We start from the raw sequence: 17,611 nt of genomic DNA, 5'->3' as shown, positions 1-17,611 counted from the left end.
TAGGAGGATGATAGTCAAGTGTAGCGATGACTTCGATATGGGTATCGTGTTGAACGGCTTGTGTCAAGGTAATATTTTTGTCTTTGATTCCGAGTAATTCTGTGGTATTCTTAAGATGTCTCATAAGTAACTTTCTAATGATGGTTTGGTCGCTTTTCATTATAAGTCTTATGGGACTTTTTTGGTAGTCAAAAAGCCCTATAATCTCCAAAGTGGGATTACCCACTACAGAAATTATAGAGCCATTATAAATTTATGCTAAGGATTGAATCTTGTATTACACAGGATTCAATTCTTTTAGTTTGGCAAAATCAGCTAAATAGTGAATGAAATCGCTACTACAATATTCATATTTAGAAAGTTATAACGGAGTAAAATCAAACAACCAACTGATATACTTAACTCAGCTAGAACATTATGCGTTGCCCGCCAATTCCTACATCATTCCTTATTGAAAATTCTTATCACAATAAATGGTTTGTTTTCCTCTTTTTTACTCTGCCAACATTGCTAAATACTCATCCAGACGTTCATTGACATACTTAGCCAACAAATCTTCCATGCTAGACACTTGGCCTTTGGCATGAAAGTCATCAAAAGCTTTATAATAAGATAGACGATCTGTAAATTTAATATCAATCGGTGGCAATCCCGCTTTCATCAGCTCAAGATTGACCAAAAGCCGGCCTGTTCTGCTGTTGCCATCAATAAAGGGATGGATACTTTCAAAATTGATATGAAATTTGGCTAGCTTGGTAATGATTGAGCTTGAATCCTTTTGATAATCTTGCAGAAGCTGATCCATTTTTGGACGTATCATATAAGGCGGAGCCGGTTCATTCGCAGCTCCCATGATTCTAACAGGAACTTTTCTATAAACACCTCTATCTTCCTTTTTATCTGACAGAACAAGGTAATGAATATCTTTAATGACTTGCTCTGTTAAAGGATGATTTTCTGAAACCAGTGTTTGAACGAATTGAAAGGCTTCCTTGTGACCAATGGCCTCAAGGTGATCCTTCAAAGGTTTCTGATCAATGGTCAATCCTCTTAGCACCATATCGGTTTCCCGAAGGGTCAAGGTATTTCCTTCAATCGCATTAGAATTATAGGTGTACTCCACAAGAAATTCCTCATTTAGCCGATCTAGCTCACCACTAGTCAAAGACCTCCTTGTTGTTAGGAGTGCCTTTTTCTCTTCAATCACTGATAGTAAACTAGAAGCCTTTTTATAACGACCGTCACTTGGTTGTGCTGCATCCGCTGGTATTCTCCAAATTTTTCCATCACGGTAGGCTCCTTCAATTTTCCCCTGTACACATAAGGTACGCACGCGCCTATCAGAGATTCCCCAACGTTCAGCAGCTTCTTGTGCTGTAATATACATCTGCTCCACCTCTTTTCTGACTTCAATTGTAGCATTTTCGGAACAATAGGTCTATTTGCGGAATAACATTAAGACATTTGCGGAACAATAGTGGCTTTTATGTTATCATCTAAAACTGCATGACGATATTCTCCACCAATATATTAGGATATGGTTCTCCTTGTTAACTTAGGTGTAGAACGCTTTATAAATTCTGCCTAGTTTAGTGTAACCTATTCAATCCTACTTTCTTCTGTGATATATGGCTCCATGCTACACCTCTAGTATTTCTTTTTATGATAAAACCTACATTTAATTTAACCCAATCTATCTTTCAGTTCTTACCTCTTCATGTGAACATACTTATTTTATGGTACAATAGAGACACTGTTATATAAGGAGGTGTGCTATGACCCTTGATGTAAATAAGGAAGAATTAACAATTTTAGGGATTCCTTTTGATAACTTTACAGATTTTGATACCGTCTGGTATGCCATCGGTTCATCAATGATTGAAAATTATGAACCGACTGTTCAAGATGTGATTGATTTAAAAGCTTATGTTATCAACAGGCGAAAGGAATTGAACCTTGGTTAAAAATCAATACGAAGGCTATGAGTACATCGACCCTAATAACCAATACACCTATTCAAATTCTACAGTCTTAATCAACAAACAAAACATTACAAATATTGAAGAAGCCTATCGAAACGAACACCTTCTAGTTACTAGACGACTTGCAGATTTGCGATTAAAGGCTATTGAAGTCAATTCTATTAGGGAGATTTTAGCTATCCATAACTATTTATTCCAAGATGTTTATTCTTGGGCAGGGCAATATCGTAGAGTTAATATTTCAAAAAGTGGTAATCCTTTTATGCCATTACAATCTTTTAACACCGCTGAAACCTATATGAACCAGCTTATTCATACCTATCATCAAACGGCTAATTCAAAAGATGAGATTATTAAACAATTAGCAAAAATCCTTGATAACCTTAATTATTTCCATCCGTTTCGAGAAGGTAACGGACGAACTCAACGAGAAGTCATCCGTTCTTTAGCACTATCAAAAGGATATTCGGCACAAATACGCGTTGAACAAGATGATGACATTTATAATCTTTATATGGACGGAACAGTCTATGGAGACTTAGGGAAGTTAGAAGAATTACTTGGTAAAATACTTGAAAAATTGTAAATTAGTTTGCTTTCTTATCTGCTGTTATATTTAATTAATTCCACTTGAATGTACACAATAATATTCCATTGATGGCACCCTTTATAAAAAGATCCTTTTGTCATCTGCTATATGAACTGCACCCCAAAAGTTAGACACAAAATCTAACTTTTGGGGTGCTTTTCTTATAAAATTAAGTTACGACGATAAATGAATATATGAGCTAAGAAAAACTGGGGGACCTTGTCCCCAACTTAGTAAAGAATATGATGACAATATTGCCATCATTGATTCCTTTTATAAAAATTTTGTACTAAATTCTCAAATCTACTATTTCTACTTGTCATAAAGAACCTATTCACTTTAATAGAAGCAACGAGCAATCATCTTTATAACATACTTCACATAAACTGGTTTAATCGGCCTATGCCACGGTATTGGATAACTTTTTCCAATTAAGAGATACCTCCAAAACCTAATAACTAGTTAAAATTTTATTTCGAAGTCCTATCTACCTAAAGTTATTTTTTATCAAAGAGGTGATGTCTTTAGCTGATTCTAGCGTATTGAAACCAAGTAAGTAAGCACGTTCTTCATTATCTTTACATAATCCACGGATACTAGCCTTGATGTCCTTCCATTGGTACTTAGGATTAATTTGCTTCACCAAATAAACAACTATCATAATAACCACAGCTAATCTATTGGAAGGTTTTTTAGCAGTAGATTTACCCTTTTTACTCTCAATAATGTAAAGATAATCCTGCCAGTCTTTCCTAATTTTAGGTTTCGTCGTCAACTTAATATCAATCAAATTGGAATTATGAGCACAAATATTCCGAATAAAATTCAGACACTTCATCCAAGAGACAAGCTCTTCCCCACTGCATTTATAATAGGAAGCCACCTGTTTTAAGTTGCTCTCACTCATTATTTTCAGCATGGAAACCACATCTCCAAGCATCAATAAATCAATTCCTAGCCATACCGACGGGAACCCATCACGATCTAGATTTTTTTCAATATTCATTTCAGAAGATTGATTTCGTTTAACTATTTTTAGCAATCTTTTCTTAATTGAGAACTGTTCTTTTTCAATGTGAAATTTTGTATATTTTCTACGATTTGACCAAGAAGAAAAATTTAAATAACCAAAAGCACCATAGTGAGTTCCTAAGACATAAGATATTCTAGTTTTAACGGACACTTCAATTTTTTCAATAGCGTGTAGCAGGTAAAGTCTCAAATTTTTGTCTTGATAATAGCGGCTAAGAACCTCTTTGAATTCTATCCCATCATAACTGATTTCAGTATGATTTTGGCATTTTTTAACCGTGGACAGAGGGCGAGCAAACTCCTTTAGGCGATAATAACTAATATTTTTTAGTTTATCAATATCACCTTTATGGACAATCATTCCTCTACTTTTGAAAAGGTCTAACTGTTCCTTCCATGAAAGTGCAACTGGTTTATCACTCATTTTTTCTCCTTTACAACAAAAAAAGCCCCACGTCAGACGTATCTGTCCATAAGGAAGTGGGGGGTTTGTCATCTTATACATATATTAACACACGCACTGCGTGTTTGCAATATAAAAGTTAAAATAATTATTTTTAAAATCTAATATACTTAGTCGGAGCAACAAAGAAATTGAGAAATTTCACCTTATTGAAGAGGTAGGCGATAAAGAGGCTAATCAGCCAACCGCCTGCAATACCAATCAGGACATGGAGGAGCATGCTTTGAACTCCAAGCCGCAGAAGCATAATCCGAATGGCACTGAGCACTGGTGAATGGAAGATATAAAAACACTGGATAATAAATTGAAAGCTGTTGTGGTAGACTTCAAAAGCCCCTGAGGTTTGCATCCCCTTAAAGACATGGCCAACCAGCACCAAAAAGATAGTAAATCCCTTACCAAAATCCAACCATTGAATACGTTTCATGTAAGTCTCATAAAAATAGTGTGAGTGAAATTTATTTCTAAGTCAATATAATATTCTTTCATATTCCTCAACCTTCTGAATACGCAAGGTTGAGTTTTTTACCAAAAGATATAATGGTGCTGATATATCACTTAAGGATTTATCAAGATTATCTAGTAATATCCTCAAGGGATAATTGTCACCTGCCAAATTAATATCGGTAGATACAACAAATTCAAACTCAATTTTGTATTTTTCTTGCTTATAGTTTGTATAATACAGTCTGCATAAAATCTCAGGTTTCCATTGTGAGCTAAATCTAAGAGCATAGTAAACGGTTTTTACTACATCATCCGGAATTTCTAACATAACACTATCCGAAGGCCTAAGAATTGAAGTAATTGATTTCGTTTCAATAAAATTATCAATATAAAGCCAGTCTCTTGCTCTAGTATCATAGCTAGAAATTTTCGATAAAAATGAATTGTGATCTCCTTCAGTACTTTTCATTTTAGTAATTGACATACCTTCAGGAAACAACTCAGCAAATACTCTTTCTTCAATTTCACCTTTTCCTATTAGAAGTCTAAGAGCCTCTTTACTTTTACTAATAAGCTCTTTATCACTATCAGAGTCAATCAAAAATTCATCAATATTTTTTATCTTATATTGAAAAACCAAATTATATACAGCAGAATTACCCAAATTATGAAGAGGCAGCTTTAAACTAGAGATTTCTTTTTGAATATCCAACGGAGAATTTTTAAATAAATGAAAAGACTCAGCAATAAAGTTATCGGGTCTAATAATTTCTTGTTTTTCCTTCTCACGCTCTTTTCTATCATTTTGAATAGTTAAAAACATAATCAATAAAGCACCTGCTGTTGAAAGAAAGGCACCTAAAATACCACTCCAATAATCCAGATACTTATAAGGGATTAAGAAAGGTAAGGCAACAAGAACCAAAATAATCAACAAAGCTAATAAGATTAAATTAAATTTATTTTTCATAAACGATCAACAAAAGTTACTTTCTAACCACTTCTATCGCTGCTGCTTGAGCGGCCTTGACTGTACAGTAATATTTCATAACAGCTTCTATGGCCTTACAGGTGGCTCTTATCTGGTCATGGTCATCTTGATTTTCCCTAAGCTAAATTTTTTTAATTAGAATTTTAAATATTTAGTTGGGTAAAATATAAAATCAATATAAGGTATTTTTTTGAGAAAGTAAAGGGCGAAAAGACTACCAAACCAACCAGCTCCAAGGCCAATAACTATATGAATTAAAATATTATCAATACCAACCTTTAAAAGAACAATTCGTGCTACCGAAACAATAGGGGCATGTAGGATATAAATAACCAAGCTATCTGTACCATAATTGACAAAATAATGATAGAAGGATCCTTTAGGAAATCGTTTAAAAGCAGTAAAAGCAAATGGGACAACTAAAAAGAAAATTATCCCCCAAAACTTTGGCAACGCATATGAGATGCGATGGTTAAAATCTAAATAGAACCATAACAATAAGTAAATGACTATTGAACCACCCAAGATGCTTTCCCAAACCTTCCAAGGTTCAACGTTCCCCTCACGCAATAGACTTCCTAGAATGAAAATCGAAGCCCAAAGTCCTACACGTTGAGGAAGCATCAACTCAACTGGAAAAAGGTTGCTAAAAGCTAACATTGTTAGGGTGATAAAAAACAAAACCTTTTTATTCTTTATCATCAGGGACAATAGTCCAATCACGATGAAGATCCCCCACAAAATATATAGGTACCAAGAAACTCCTAATGGTGCTTTATAAATAGCTAACAAATCTGATAAGCTAGCCGCATCCCGCACTGAGCTGCCTCCGATGCTCTGTAAAATATATTGGATGATGTTATAGAAAATATAAGGAACACCTAATTGGATAGTCTTTTTCTTAATAAAGGAAAGATAGCCTTTCCAAGTTTCTAATGGTTTGAAAAAATAACCTGATAAAGCAAAAAAGACAGGAATATGGAAAATATAGAGTGTTTGCACAACACCCCAAAGGAAACTTTCATTAGCACTAAAGCGCTTAGACTCATAGAGGCCAAGTACAACATGCCCTAGTACAACTAAGAAAATAGTGAATCCCTTGCCAAAATCAATCCAATCAATCCGTGATGTTTTATTTTCGGATATTTGCTCCTTAATAGGATGATAAATCTTCATTTATCATTACTCCCTTTTTAGTCTTGTAATATAGCTAGGGTGCGCTCAATCCCTGTTTGAATATCAAATCTCGGTCTCCAACCTAAACTACGTAATTTTAATCCATCAAGTCTAGCCTTGGTAGCCTTGCTGTAACCTTTGGCTTCTGTTGCATCTGGGATTTCAAAAATAACCTTGGTTTCAGCCTTCTCAGCTACTAGATAGGCTAGCTCCCTTAGTGTGATATCAGATGACACATCAGCAATATTATAAGCTTGGCCTGATTTCCCTTTAGTTAGGATCGTGAGCAGTCCTGCGATAGCATCTGCCATATAAGTGTAAGAATAATATTGATATCCTTCACTCTTAAGGATAATATCCTGATGATTGAGCCCCCTAAAGATAAATTGGCTGATCGCCTTGGTATCGTTTGGGAGAATAGAAGGCCCATATGAACGAGTAAAACGTGGGATAACGACATCCAAACCCTTTTGCTCTTTGTAGGCTTGGCAGAGAGCCTCGCCAGCACGCTTACTTTCTGGATAGCCTGCACGCAAGGTATTGGAGTCAATATAGCCGCAGTAATCCTCCTTAAAGAGTTCAACATCTCCACGATTTTCTCCGTAGACTTCATTGGATGAAGCAAAGGCAAAGCGTTTAGCTCCCTGCTCAACACAGAAGTCTAACATATTCTTAAGTCCAATAATGTTAGTTGTTATCGTACCAATCGGATCCATCGCGTAGGCCAGCGGGTGGGTATTGCTAGCAAAATGTACCACATAGTCTACAGGTTGATTAAAGGACAAGGGCTCATTGATATCATAGGTGATAAATTCAAAAAAGTCCGCCTTTAAAAAAGGAAAACGTTCCTTAGCTTTTTCACTGTTCCTTCCGAGTGCATAAATCTTACAATTAAGATGGTTCTCTTCATTTTTCCTAGCAAGAACGTCAACTAAGAAGGAGCCTAGTAGTCCTGTGGCTCCTGAAATGAGGATAGACGAATCATGGAAGAGATGCCAATCTATATCTAGATTAGTAGCATAGCAAACATCATCAAAATATAATTCATGATTATAAAATTTCATAGTTCAACCTTATTTCAACCATTTATCCTTATCTGCTTTGAGATAGGCCTTAAACATTTCAAGGTCATCTTTTGTTGTCAGCTTGATATTTTTATCAGAACCAGCTGCAAAGTGCAGTCTTTCTCCAAGTTCAACCATCATGGTATTGGTGTAAGATGACCCATAAATACCAATTTCCTTTTCAAAGGCTTCGTGATATTTATCATTCAAGAGACCAAAGTGATAGGCTTGAGGTGTTGATACACGACGCAATGTCTCACGGGGAATATATTGGGTCGTTGTTGTTTCATCATCTTCACTTACCACAAAAATTTGTTCGTTGTAGGGTAGTGAAGTAACCGCATTGCCAAATACCTCTGCCTTTTGGACAATATCTGTTAAGACACTGTCATCAACTAAGGGACGAATCCCGTCATGAATGATAACAATATCTTCTACTGAAACCTTATCTTGAAGATGATAGACGCCATTGCGGATTGACTCCTGACCAGTGTCTCCACCTGAAACAACCCACTTCAGCTTGGTGATATTGAACTGCTTTGCATAAGCTTTGAGGATGTCATGCCAGCCATCAATACAAACCACTTCGATAACATCAATTAGAGGATGGTTTTGAAAGGACTCTAAAGTATAGATAAGAATAGGCTTATCATAGACATTGATAAATTGTTTAGGAATGTCTTGTCCCATTCGTGAGCCGGTTCCTCCAGCAATAATGACAGCAATGTTCATAACTTCTCCTTTAGACTATTGATTCAATACTAGCTTAATTTATTTAGTAAGTAAAATAAATAATAGTGCGACCAGCGTAACAAACCTATTTTTTTCCCATAATGATGCTCTAAGAAATAAGAGTTTAACCTACCTACTTCTTTTTCATAGGCTATATACTCTGATTTTACTTCTTTTGAATAAGGCATATTTAAATATATTTTTGCATGAATACCAATAATTTCATGAATTAATTGTTTGAGGAGTTTATCTTCAATGTCACTTTTCTCATGGTAGTTAGTATAAAAATCAATCAACGCAAAGGATACTTTCTCATGCATTTTCACATTTTTGATATAACTTTCCATACTGACGCTTTGGCCAGAACGTCCTAATCGATAGTGGTAAATCGGTTTATCAAAATAAGAGATTGTCCGCAAATATGGCATGGGAAAAGTATTATACTCCAAATCAACATAAAAACAATTTTCATCAATCGTTATAACATTATCTCTAAGGATAGCAGTCTTTATTGTAATAGAATGCATCAGAGGTAACTGATTGATTTCAGATAAAAATACTTCATAGGGATAACTTTTCTCAGGATGTAACACTGGATAAGTCTCTAGTACTTCTGAGTGAGTATCTTGATAAACTTTATAATATGGTGAAATCACCTCATCATCATCTGTTCTTTCAAGGTAGCTCATTAACTGTGAGAGATTCTCAGTATTTACCCAGTCATCTGCGTCAACAACCTTAAAATAGTTTCCCTTAGCAGCCTTGATACCAGTATTGATAGTTGAGCCATGTCCACCATTTTCCTTGTTGACAACAGTTATAGTATTAGGATACTTTTTCTTTAATTCCTCAGCCACTTCCAAGGTGTTGTCTTCTGAACCGTCATTGACAATCAAAATTTCCAATTGTTCAGGAGAGGCTACCGATGCCATAGTTGGAATAGTTTCAGGTAAATACTCCGCAGCATTATATGACGGCACAACAATCGTCAAAAGTTTATTAGTCATGTGTTAATTCCTTTATTAATTTTTTCCATTGATCAAGGATTTTTTCTTTTGAAAACTTATCAATGTCTAAATAAGCTTTTTCCGAGAACCTTAGACGAATTTGCTTGTCTTCTATCAAGTGGTTAATTTTTTCACTCATTTGCGTCACATTAAAATCTTGGATGAGATAACCGTTCTCACCATTTCGAACAATCTCTGACGGCCCCGTCGGACAAGCAAAACTAACAATAGGCAAATGGTGTTGTTTAGCTTCTAAAAGCACTAAAGGAAGCCCCTCGTAACGTGATGTCATTACATATATGGCTGATTGTCCATAGACTGATGACATATCTTTGACATTTCCTTTCAAGACCAAGCGATTTTCTAGTTTATTTCGATGGATAAAGTCCCGCAGTTCTTCTTTTATTTCCGTCTGACCATCACCACAAATATACCAAGTCCAATCGGGGTGCTTGTACAAAACATCTTTAGCCACTGGCATAAGCATATCATATCCCTTGGCTTGCGCTAAACGTCCAACCGTCACAATTTGTTTAGAATCTTGATTGTAAGAGCCAGGGTTCTCTTCCTCATTAATCCAATTATAGATATAGGTGATTTTTTCAGGATTCATTCCATATTTATCACAATAGCCTTTGCGGTTTTCATCCGTTAGCACCACCACTTTGTGAGCATATTTAGCTCCCAACCAGCGTTGGAGGGCATAGCTCTTATTTCCATAGTCATTGTGGACTGTCATATGGTCACAAGCAATCGTTTGGGTTTTCGTTCCCATACTTCCAAAAACCATAAAGGCAGTACCTTGAACTCCGATGGAAAAGAGAAGATCTATAGCATGGGTATCCAGATACGAACGTATTTTCCGGATTGTTGGGAAAAAGATTTTACGAATACGAATCTTAGTATTATAAAAATTATTGTAAATTACACGGTCATTTAACCCAAAATGTTTAAAAACAGCATCACTTTCTGTCGCAATACTCAGTAAATGAACCTCATAGTCCTTAGCTAATTCATTTGCTAACTTAATAGCAACTGACTCAGTTCCTCCAACCGTATTAAAATCATACTTTAGCAAACATATTTTTTTCATAGTAATCCTCTAAATTTTAATTACTCTCCTAGACTAATAATACGATACTGGTGAGGAACTCGCTTATCTTTTGGTGGTAGTTGCATATAGTTTTCCCCATAGATAGCAGTCAGATATTCTTTGTATTTGGCTGGTACATGAATTTTGATTGTTTCAAATTCCAACTCATTTCCTTTACCAAAGTAATCACTAGGAACTAACTCACGAAGTTTATAAGCTCCAGCGTAGTTACCAGCATAATACTCCGTCATATCATATGTTGAAATCGTCTTAATATAACGACGTTGACATTTTTCATAGGAAAGCCATTTTTCAATTTTAAAAATTTTAGCAAACTTAATGATCACTTTTTCCACAAAGGGACGGTCGTTCTTGTTTTGATTCACAATCTTATTAAATTGTGATAGCTGAACCAACATTCGTGACACAAGATAGCGTTTTTCATGAATAGCTTTTTTGAGAACGGATTTAGGCATACCATCAATTGGGAAGATATCTATCCAAAGTGACTGTTCGTCTTCCTCATTACTATATGTCATTACAATTTTAGTACTCTTATCTTGTAGGTTCATAAAAGCTTTTGTAAAGTCTGGGGTATTATACTCATTGACTAGGCTGTAGTTTTGTTGAAACTCTGAAGCTGGCAAATGCATGAAAGTTTCATAATCTTTACGAGGCATTCCCAAATCAATATCATCATCCCAAGGAATAAATCCTTTGTGACGCACTGCCCCAAGAAGAGTACCGCCTAGAGCATAATAAGTCAACCCATGCTTGTCGCATACACGGATGAATTCTTTTAAAATACCAATTTCTTTTTCTTGTATTTTTTTAATTGGTGTCATGACTACTCCTATATGAGGTTCGATATTAATGATAAAATTTGGATGATATGATATCCGTTTTACAATATCTTAATTTTTAACTTTCCTATGCGTATAGACTTTTCAAATATGATGGATGATAACAGATAGCTTGCCACGAAGAATCTTAATGTTCCAGGATTCATTACTGTTTCATAAAATCGGTTAGAAAACATTAGCATTAAGAGATCATTAAATAAATAAGCATAGATGAAAATTCTAAAATCAACTCGTTTTTTTGCTACTGGTTTCACTTTTATTTGATTGTAGAACTTAGTATAGTACCAAGCGATTATTGTAACAAGGGGGATAAACCCTAAAAAACCAAAATCATAGATGAACTGATAAAATGTAGTATAAACATTCCCTAAACCATATTGAGCATTATATCTAACAAATCGCAATTCAATAGGTATTGGCTCAACTCCTATTTTAGGCCAGATATAATTGTAAAGACTAATAAATGTTTGTTGCCCCCAAAAAGGCTGATGAATTGGCAGTTTTAAATTATGGATGAATACATCAAGATTATATAGAGGTGCACCAATATAAATATATAGATAATGGAAGGAATTATAATTATTCGTACGCCCGAACACGCTTATACTTCCCATAAAAAGGATAAGCAAAAGAACGAGCCCACTCAAAAGTCGACTTAATAATTTCTTATTAAGTGAAAATTTCCCCTGTTTTTTTTGGTACAGAACATAAGCTACAAAAGCAGCAAAAGTCACTAAACGAAACAGCCCACTTCGCCCTCCACCCAGATATGATAAGAAAGAAAATAATACCAGAGCTAAAACCTGTAATAATCTGGGTTTTCTTTTTAAGATCCAATTGTTGACCAATACATAGATAGTTAGATAGGCATATAGATATGAAGCTAAATTTAATAAATTATATATTTTGGATGGAAAAAGTCCAACACTTTGGTACATTTTTGGATTAAATTTTATAATTTTATCATATAAAGAAATTTTTTCAGACAGACTACCGTTTGGTAATCCAAATGCAGCTGAAAATTGATTTAAATATTGAATTCGCAACATAATCGTATATAACATTAGTCCTATAAATACAATTGTGATCACTGAAGGAATCGTTAAGTAGCTTGTATTTTGGTCTAATACGACACTTTTATCAATTCTATCCAATCTACTGCTTCTACTCCTAAAGTAAATAGTGAAAAGAGTAAAAATTAATTCGGAAACAATAAGAATAAGTAACACTTCCGCGTGAAAATGCAGTTCCAGATAGGTCAAGGCAATTAGTGACATCAGCGCTTGAACAAAGAAGATAGCAGAAAAAACTACTGAAGGATCGAAAATATCTCCTTTTACTAAACGAAAATTAAAAAGTAAAAAGAATAAAGTTACTGCTAAAATTAGCACTAGCATAGTGGACTCCTTTATGATTACGCCTTATGTTCCAAATAAACTTATTTTACCCTACTTCACACACTCTCTTAAGTAGCATCAATAAATTTTGTACCTACCACAGTGAGATAAATCCTCGCGAATCCCAGTTATCAAAAAAACTACCAATCACAACTAACGAAGACCCTTTTATTTTAGGGGGACTTTGCTGCGGATTATCCTTTTTCTTATTAAATCAATAGCGGTACAAGCACTGTAGACTAATAGAACAATCACTATTGACGCAGGTATAATCAACCAGCTGTCTTGATACTGATTCACATGAAATAGCTCTTCCCATAGAAACGGTCTTACAATCGGGTGATCGTGAATTAAATATACGGCAAAACTGGTAGAAGCAATGGTGTTTATGACTTTTGAGTGAGATAACTGTATCTTCTTAAAGATTAGAAACAATAATACAGATATCAACACTATTGGTAACTTATTTTCATCGTAGAGATAAATTACGTGTTCTCGAAGGGCTCCAAATTTATCAGTTAAAGAGCTAAGCATAACTGTAACAACAAGATTTAGCAAAACAATAAGCGTCACAAATACTGTTAGAATCTTTTTGCTGAAACTTTCTAACAAGCCAAATTTTCGGATATAACCGCCGATACAATACAGTGTACAAAACCAAGTCAATTCTGTATAGTCAGGAGTGGTCCCTGAAAAAGTGGGAACCAGAGAGAAAATGGTAATCAGCACCGCTAACAATTGCTGGTAATTAGTTTTGCTTAACTGCTGCAACCCCTTATTGATAAAGGGATGAAGAAGATAAAGTATAAAGTAACTTGTTGCAAACCACCACATAGAAAAAGTTATGGGCAAGAAAGATTTAATAACAAATTTTATATCAACTTGATCCGAGCCAAAGATTGCTCCTAAGGCTAAAAGTGTTAAAGAATAAAATATAACCCGTCCCCAAAACTTTACCAATTTTGATAAATTAAGTTTCTTTTGACTTGCACTCAAAAAATAGGCGGAAATAAGAATAAAGATATTTACACCTACTTTGCCACCCATTATAATAAAATAATACCAAATTCTAGCAAGGAGAGAGTCTGTTTCTCCCACCATTGTAAAATCCCCATGGATGGCAAAATGATGAAAAATAATCATTACTATGGATAGTATCCTTAATAATTCAAATGAGGAATTTCTTTTTTGTGTTCTGTTCATAAAGGTACATAATTTTTCTGGTCAAATTTTTATTGATTTTTGCGTCAATTTCAAGGAATAATAAGATAGCAAGATAGATCGTAGATACCTTATCCTTTAAGATCTGATCTATGCTGCTGATAATTACCCTACTTCACTTCTCACGCACTGCAGGGCAGCGGCAATGACTTGGTGCATGTCGTAGTAACGGTAGTGACCCAGACGGCCGCCGAAGATAACCTGACCTTCTTGGTCAGCTAATTTCTTGTATTCCTTGTAGAGGTGGTTGTTGCGGTCGTTGTTGACGGGATAGTAGGGTTCATCTCCACGGCTCCATGTCTTAGAATGTTCCTTGGTGATGATGGTTTTGGACTGGGTGCCAAACTCAAAATGCTTGTGCTCAATGATCCGTGTGTACGGTGTCTCTGCATCCGTATAGTTGACCACCGCATTGCCCTGATAGTTTTCCATATCGAGGATCTCTGTCTCAAAGCGCAGGCTGCGGTATTCCAGCTCACCCAGTTGGTAATCAAAGAACTGATCAATCATACCAGTAAAGACAATCTTAGGGAAGTTTGCCAAGTATTGGTCCTTTTTAGCGAAGAAGTCAACGCCTGTCTCCACATCAATATTGTCATGATTCAGCATCTTCTCAACAATCTGGGTGTAGCCCCCGATTGGGATCCCCTGATAGGTATCATTGAAGTAGTTATTGTCATAGGTCAGGCGCACCGGCAGACGACGGATGATAAAGGCAGGGAGTTCCGTCGTTGGCTTGCCCCACTGCTTCTGCGTATAGTCCTTAATCAGCTTTTCATAGATATCGGTTCCTACCAGCGAAATAGCCTGTTCCTCGAGATTCTCAGGTTTCTTACCACCTAGGACCGCCCGCTGCTCATCAATCTTAGCCTGAGCCTCCTGCGGTGTCACCACACCCCAGAGCTTGTTGAAGGTGTTCATATTGAAGGGGAGATTGTAGATTTCCCCCTTATAATTAGCAATGGGACTGTTGGTGTAGCGGTTAAACTCTGCAAACTGGTTGACATAATCCCAGATTTCCTTGTCAGACGTATGGAAGATATGAGCCCCGTACTCATGTACTTGGATCCCTTCCACTTCCTTGGTATAGATATTTCCAGCGATATGGTCGCGCTTTTCAATGACCTTGACCCTCTTACCCTTGAGGGCTGCTTCGTGGGCAAAGACAGCCCCAAACAAACCCGCACCAACAACTAAATAATCATATTGTGACATCGTATTCTCTTTTCATTAAACTCATTTCATCTACTACAAGCACAAAAAGTGATTGCTTTTTAAAAACTGGCTCCGTATTTCTTACCAAAGAACTTGGCTTGCAGGAAGGACAGCCCCTTCTTCCACAGGTTGACCTTTTCCATGTAGATAAAGGGCACTTCTTTAACGGTGAGATCCTGCTTATCCAACCAGACATTGAAGAGGATCTCACTGACTCGGCCGAAGAGGCGGGCTTCAAAGGCTGTTAGAACCTTGGTATCGATCCTTTGGTAGAGCTCTTGCAAGATCGGAAAAAGCCAAGCACAGTAGGCATCCGAATTTGCCTTAGACATCAGATACATATTAAACATGTAGCCAGAGCGCTGCTGCATGACGCGGTCAAAGGCCGCCAGATAATCCGGCTGAATTTGCTCGATAATGGCCCTTGCCTCATCCAAATGCCCCCCGTCAAAGGTGTGGTCATAGTGGGAATAAAGGGTTTCGATATAGTATTTACGACGTTTAGGAACAATGACATCAGCCTGATCCAAGAGCTTCTCGCAGTCAGCCTGCGTGAGGATGGCCTGATTGATATCCAGACCTTCCTTATAACGCACCCCCTCTTTAGCAAAATACCGCCGATAGTGTACCAGCCCCAGATAATCACAATCCAGATTCTTCCAAGCCCAGTAGAGCCCTGTCAGTTCGCTGTAGTATGGATTGCGCTCTGAGATGTTCTCACCTCTATCATCTGGCGTGTAACCAATATTGGGTTTGCCTTTAGCGCCGACTTGGATCGGCAGATAAAGCTTGGTATCCTGCGGCATGACAAAAGGTTTATGCGCCGCCACAAGCAACGTAATGTCTTTCACAAATACTCCTTACTTCTTATAATAATGATAAAGATAGCGGATGAAATCATCCCTGATAACAAGGCTGACAAGGACGTAAACCAATCCAAATACAGTCGCTGTTACAGCCAAGATAAGAAAATTTGAGGCTCCGCTCAAGAGCCCTATATAGAGCGCTAGAGCTGCTAAACTCGCTAAAAGTGTCGCTAGGAAGTTTTTATAGTAGTGCAGCTGAGATAAAATCTCTCTGAGAAAATCACGCAGCACATAGATTTGGTAGGCAGTGACAAAGGTCTCGGCCACCAGAGTGCCAAAGGCTGCTCCTGCTGCGCCAAAACGAGGAATGCAGATGATATTGATGATGAGATCGACTACTGCACCTAGAGCCACTGATTTGAGCACCTCATTTTCCCGTTCGGTCGGCACCAAAATCTGGATTCCCAAGAGATTGGATAGGCCGATCAAAAAGAGCGTCGGCATAATCAGCTGCATGGGCAGGATAGAGCCTGTGTAGCTCGTCCCTGACAGGAAATAGATGCCCTGCTTAGCAAAGAGGGTAAAATAGACCCAGAGCGGAATCGCAATAAAACCAATAAACTGCAGGGACTTCACGCTCAGGCGATAAAATTCCTCTTTACGCTCATGCTTAACATAGTAAGACAGACGAGGCAAGAGAACACTGCCCATCGATGTTACAAGACTGACCAAGATAGCCTTGATTTTGACCGAGGCATTGTAATAACCCACAGCCGCATCCCCCTTCATAAAGCCCAGCATGACGGCATCCAGATTGGTGTAGATAGTCGTCGCTACTGTCATCATAAAAAAGCTAAAGATAGGCTGAAGATGCTGGCGCAGATCCATATTAGCATACCACTTAAGCTTGAGGTGGCGTCTCAGATTGATGAAGTTAAAGAAATTCGATCCCACACTAGCCAGAATGGTAATAGCTCCGTAAATGACATAATCTCCCTGATCGTGAACCAACAGAAACATCAGCGCCAAGGATACGAACTTAAGAACGATCGAGCGTACAGTAATGTAAGCGTACTGTTCCAAAGCCTTATAGAGCCACTCGCAGCCGATTAAGTTGAAAACGAGGGTAGCAATATTAATCATAAACAGCGTTCTATCCTGAGCCATGCGAGGGACTGCAGCAATAGCGACTAGATAAGCAGTCAGCGATAGCGCCATGGCTAGGCCATTGATGACCATAATCTCCTGAACTGTCTTGGACAGCCGCTCCTTATCATCGCGCACCTTGGCACAGGCTCGAATGCCATAGGTCGGAATGCCCAGCATCCCAATCATGGCAAAGTAGGACACGATAGAGGTCGCAAAGGCTACCTTACCAGTCCCCACCGGCAAAAGAACCCGCGAGACGTAAGGGAAGGTTACTAAGGGAAAGACAATATTCGAAATGGTCAAAATGAAATTCATGATGATATTCATCTGAACAGAAATCTTCTTTTCAGCCATCAGCTTTCCACCACTCTCTTCTCAATCGGC

Annotated in this window: 17 protein-coding genes; 2 read left to right on the top strand and 15 right to left on the bottom strand. The window is 37.1% G+C overall.

Features of this window, described 5'->3' with window-relative positions; all coding sequences use genetic code 11:
• Window positions 1–493: 493 nt before the first annotated feature.
• Window positions 494–1,387: a Fic family protein gene (locus tag AC4HAL_RS03315; protein ID WP_491092970.1), complete on the bottom strand. Its 894-nt coding sequence runs from the start codon at window positions 1,385–1,387 to the stop codon at window positions 494–496.
• 388 nt (window positions 1,388–1,775) lie between these two features.
• On the opposite strand from AC4HAL_RS03315, the gene AC4HAL_RS03310 reads away from it, so the two are divergent.
• Window positions 1,776–1,964, top strand: a complete 189-nt coding sequence (locus tag AC4HAL_RS03310) for a hypothetical protein (protein ID WP_165213058.1) — start codon at window positions 1,776–1,778, stop codon at window positions 1,962–1,964.
• Entirely contained in the window at window positions 1,957–2,568 is a 612-nt protein-coding gene (locus AC4HAL_RS03305; RefSeq protein WP_491092969.1) for a Fic/DOC family protein, read from the top strand. The genes AC4HAL_RS03310 and AC4HAL_RS03305 overlap by 8 nt, the downstream gene beginning before the upstream one ends.
• A gap of 490 nt (window positions 2,569–3,058) precedes the next feature.
• Here the strand turns inward: AC4HAL_RS03305 and AC4HAL_RS03300 are convergent, their stop codons facing one another.
• From AC4HAL_RS03300 to AC4HAL_RS03235, 14 genes are all read right to left on the bottom strand, one after another.
• Window positions 3,059–4,027, bottom strand: a complete 969-nt coding sequence (locus tag AC4HAL_RS03300) for an Abi family protein (RefSeq protein ID WP_491092968.1) — start codon at window positions 4,025–4,027, stop codon at window positions 3,059–3,061.
• Between the two features lie 133 nt (window positions 4,028–4,160).
• Window positions 4,161–4,493 carry a hypothetical protein gene (locus AC4HAL_RS03295; RefSeq protein WP_491092974.1) on the bottom strand — a complete coding sequence of 111 codons (333 nt, stop codon included), beginning with the start codon at window positions 4,491–4,493 and terminating at the stop codon, window positions 4,161–4,163.
• A gap of 42 nt (window positions 4,494–4,535) precedes the next feature.
• On the bottom strand, window positions 4,536–5,483 hold the full coding sequence (locus tag AC4HAL_RS03290; protein WP_491092967.1) for a hypothetical protein: 948 nt from the start codon (window positions 5,481–5,483) through the stop codon (window positions 4,536–4,538).
• Between the two features lie 156 nt (window positions 5,484–5,639).
• Window positions 5,640–6,680, bottom strand: a complete 1,041-nt coding sequence (locus AC4HAL_RS03285) for an acyltransferase family protein (RefSeq protein ID WP_491092966.1) — start codon at window positions 6,678–6,680, stop codon at window positions 5,640–5,642.
• 17 nt (window positions 6,681–6,697) lie between these two features.
• Window positions 6,698–7,744, bottom strand: a complete 1,047-nt coding sequence (locus AC4HAL_RS03280; RefSeq protein ID WP_491092965.1) for an NAD-dependent epimerase/dehydratase family protein — start codon at window positions 7,742–7,744, stop codon at window positions 6,698–6,700.
• Between the two features lie 9 nt (window positions 7,745–7,753).
• A complete protein-coding gene (locus tag AC4HAL_RS03275; protein WP_491092964.1) occupies window positions 7,754–8,476 on the bottom strand; it encodes an IspD/TarI family cytidylyltransferase in 723 nt (240 codons plus the stop codon).
• Window positions 8,477–8,505: 29 nt separating this feature from the next.
• On the bottom strand, window positions 8,506–9,483 hold the full coding sequence (locus tag AC4HAL_RS03270) for a glycosyltransferase (RefSeq protein WP_491092963.1): 978 nt from the start codon (window positions 9,481–9,483) through the stop codon (window positions 8,506–8,508).
• A complete protein-coding gene (locus tag AC4HAL_RS03265) occupies window positions 9,476–10,576 on the bottom strand; it encodes a glycosyltransferase family 4 protein (RefSeq protein WP_491092962.1) in 1,101 nt (366 codons plus the stop codon). Before AC4HAL_RS03265 ends, AC4HAL_RS03270 begins: the two co-directional genes overlap by 8 nt.
• A gap of 20 nt (window positions 10,577–10,596) precedes the next feature.
• Window positions 10,597–11,421: a LicD family protein gene (locus tag AC4HAL_RS03260; RefSeq protein WP_491092961.1), complete on the bottom strand. Its 825-nt coding sequence runs from the start codon at window positions 11,419–11,421 to the stop codon at window positions 10,597–10,599.
• 59 nt (window positions 11,422–11,480) lie between these two features.
• Window positions 11,481–12,836 (bottom strand): O-antigen polymerase, encoded by a 1,356-nt coding sequence (locus AC4HAL_RS03255; protein WP_491092960.1) that lies wholly within the window; start codon window positions 12,834–12,836, stop codon window positions 11,481–11,483.
• A 168-nt stretch (window positions 12,837–13,004) separates the two neighbouring features.
• The gene (locus tag AC4HAL_RS03250; RefSeq protein ID WP_491092959.1) at window positions 13,005–14,039 is read right to left on the bottom strand and encodes an acyltransferase; all 1,035 of its coding nucleotides are present in this window, start codon (window positions 14,037–14,039) and stop codon (window positions 13,005–13,007) included.
• Window positions 14,040–14,162: 123 nt separating this feature from the next.
• On the bottom strand, window positions 14,163–15,272 hold the full coding sequence (glf, locus tag AC4HAL_RS03245) for a UDP-galactopyranose mutase (protein WP_491092958.1): 1,110 nt from the start codon (window positions 15,270–15,272) through the stop codon (window positions 14,163–14,165).
• Window positions 15,273–15,331: 59 nt separating this feature from the next.
• Window positions 15,332–16,123, bottom strand: a complete 792-nt coding sequence (locus AC4HAL_RS03240; RefSeq protein WP_491092957.1) for a DUF4422 domain-containing protein — start codon at window positions 16,121–16,123, stop codon at window positions 15,332–15,334.
• Between the two features lie 9 nt (window positions 16,124–16,132).
• Entirely contained in the window at window positions 16,133–17,581 is a 1,449-nt protein-coding gene (locus tag AC4HAL_RS03235; protein WP_491092956.1) for a flippase, read from the bottom strand.
• Between the last annotated feature and the right edge of the window lie 30 nt (window positions 17,582–17,611).

Source organism: Streptococcus sp. ELY_125, assembly GCF_058314535.1.
Note: the sequence above shows the minus strand (reverse complement) of the source record. Positions and strands in the feature narration are given on the sequence as shown.

Excerpts from the sequence above, each read along its gene's own strand:
- AC4HAL_RS03315 (WP_491092970.1), bottom strand. The coding sequence starts at position 1,387 with ATGTATATTACAGCACAAGAAGCTGCTGAACGTTGGGGAATCTCTGAT.
- AC4HAL_RS03310 (WP_165213058.1), top strand. The coding sequence starts at position 1,776 with ATGACCCTTGATGTAAATAAGGAAGAATTAACAATTTTAGGGATTCCT.
- AC4HAL_RS03300 (WP_491092968.1), bottom strand. The coding sequence starts at position 4,027 with ATGAGTGATAAACCAGTTGCACTTTCATGGAAGGAACAGTTAGACCTT.
- AC4HAL_RS03295 (WP_491092974.1), bottom strand. The coding sequence starts at position 4,493 with ATGAAACGTATTCAATGGTTGGATTTTGGTAAGGGATTTACTATCTTT.
- AC4HAL_RS03290 (WP_491092967.1), bottom strand. The coding sequence starts at position 5,483 with ATGAAAAATAAATTTAATTTAATCTTATTAGCTTTGTTGATTATTTTG.
- AC4HAL_RS03285 (WP_491092966.1), bottom strand. The coding sequence starts at position 6,680 with ATGAAGATTTATCATCCTATTAAGGAGCAAATATCCGAAAATAAAACA.
- AC4HAL_RS03280 (WP_491092965.1), bottom strand. The coding sequence starts at position 7,744 with ATGAAATTTTATAATCATGAATTATATTTTGATGATGTTTGCTATGCT.
- AC4HAL_RS03275 (WP_491092964.1), bottom strand. The coding sequence starts at position 8,476 with ATGAACATTGCTGTCATTATTGCTGGAGGAACCGGCTCACGAATGGGA.
- AC4HAL_RS03270 (WP_491092963.1), bottom strand. The coding sequence starts at position 9,483 with ATGACTAATAAACTTTTGACGATTGTTGTGCCGTCATATAATGCTGCG.
- AC4HAL_RS03265 (WP_491092962.1), bottom strand. The coding sequence starts at position 10,576 with ATGAAAAAAATATGTTTGCTAAAGTATGATTTTAATACGGTTGGAGGA.
- AC4HAL_RS03260 (WP_491092961.1), bottom strand. The coding sequence starts at position 11,421 with ATGACACCAATTAAAAAAATACAAGAAAAAGAAATTGGTATTTTAAAA.
- AC4HAL_RS03255 (WP_491092960.1), bottom strand. The coding sequence starts at position 12,836 with ATGCTAGTGCTAATTTTAGCAGTAACTTTATTCTTTTTACTTTTTAAT.
- AC4HAL_RS03250 (WP_491092959.1), bottom strand. The coding sequence starts at position 14,039 with ATGAACAGAACACAAAAAAGAAATTCCTCATTTGAATTATTAAGGATA.
- glf (WP_491092958.1), bottom strand. The coding sequence starts at position 15,272 with ATGTCACAATATGATTATTTAGTTGTTGGTGCGGGTTTGTTTGGGGCT.
- AC4HAL_RS03235 (WP_491092956.1), bottom strand. The coding sequence starts at position 17,581 with ATGGCTGAAAAGAAGATTTCTGTTCAGATGAATATCATCATGAATTTC.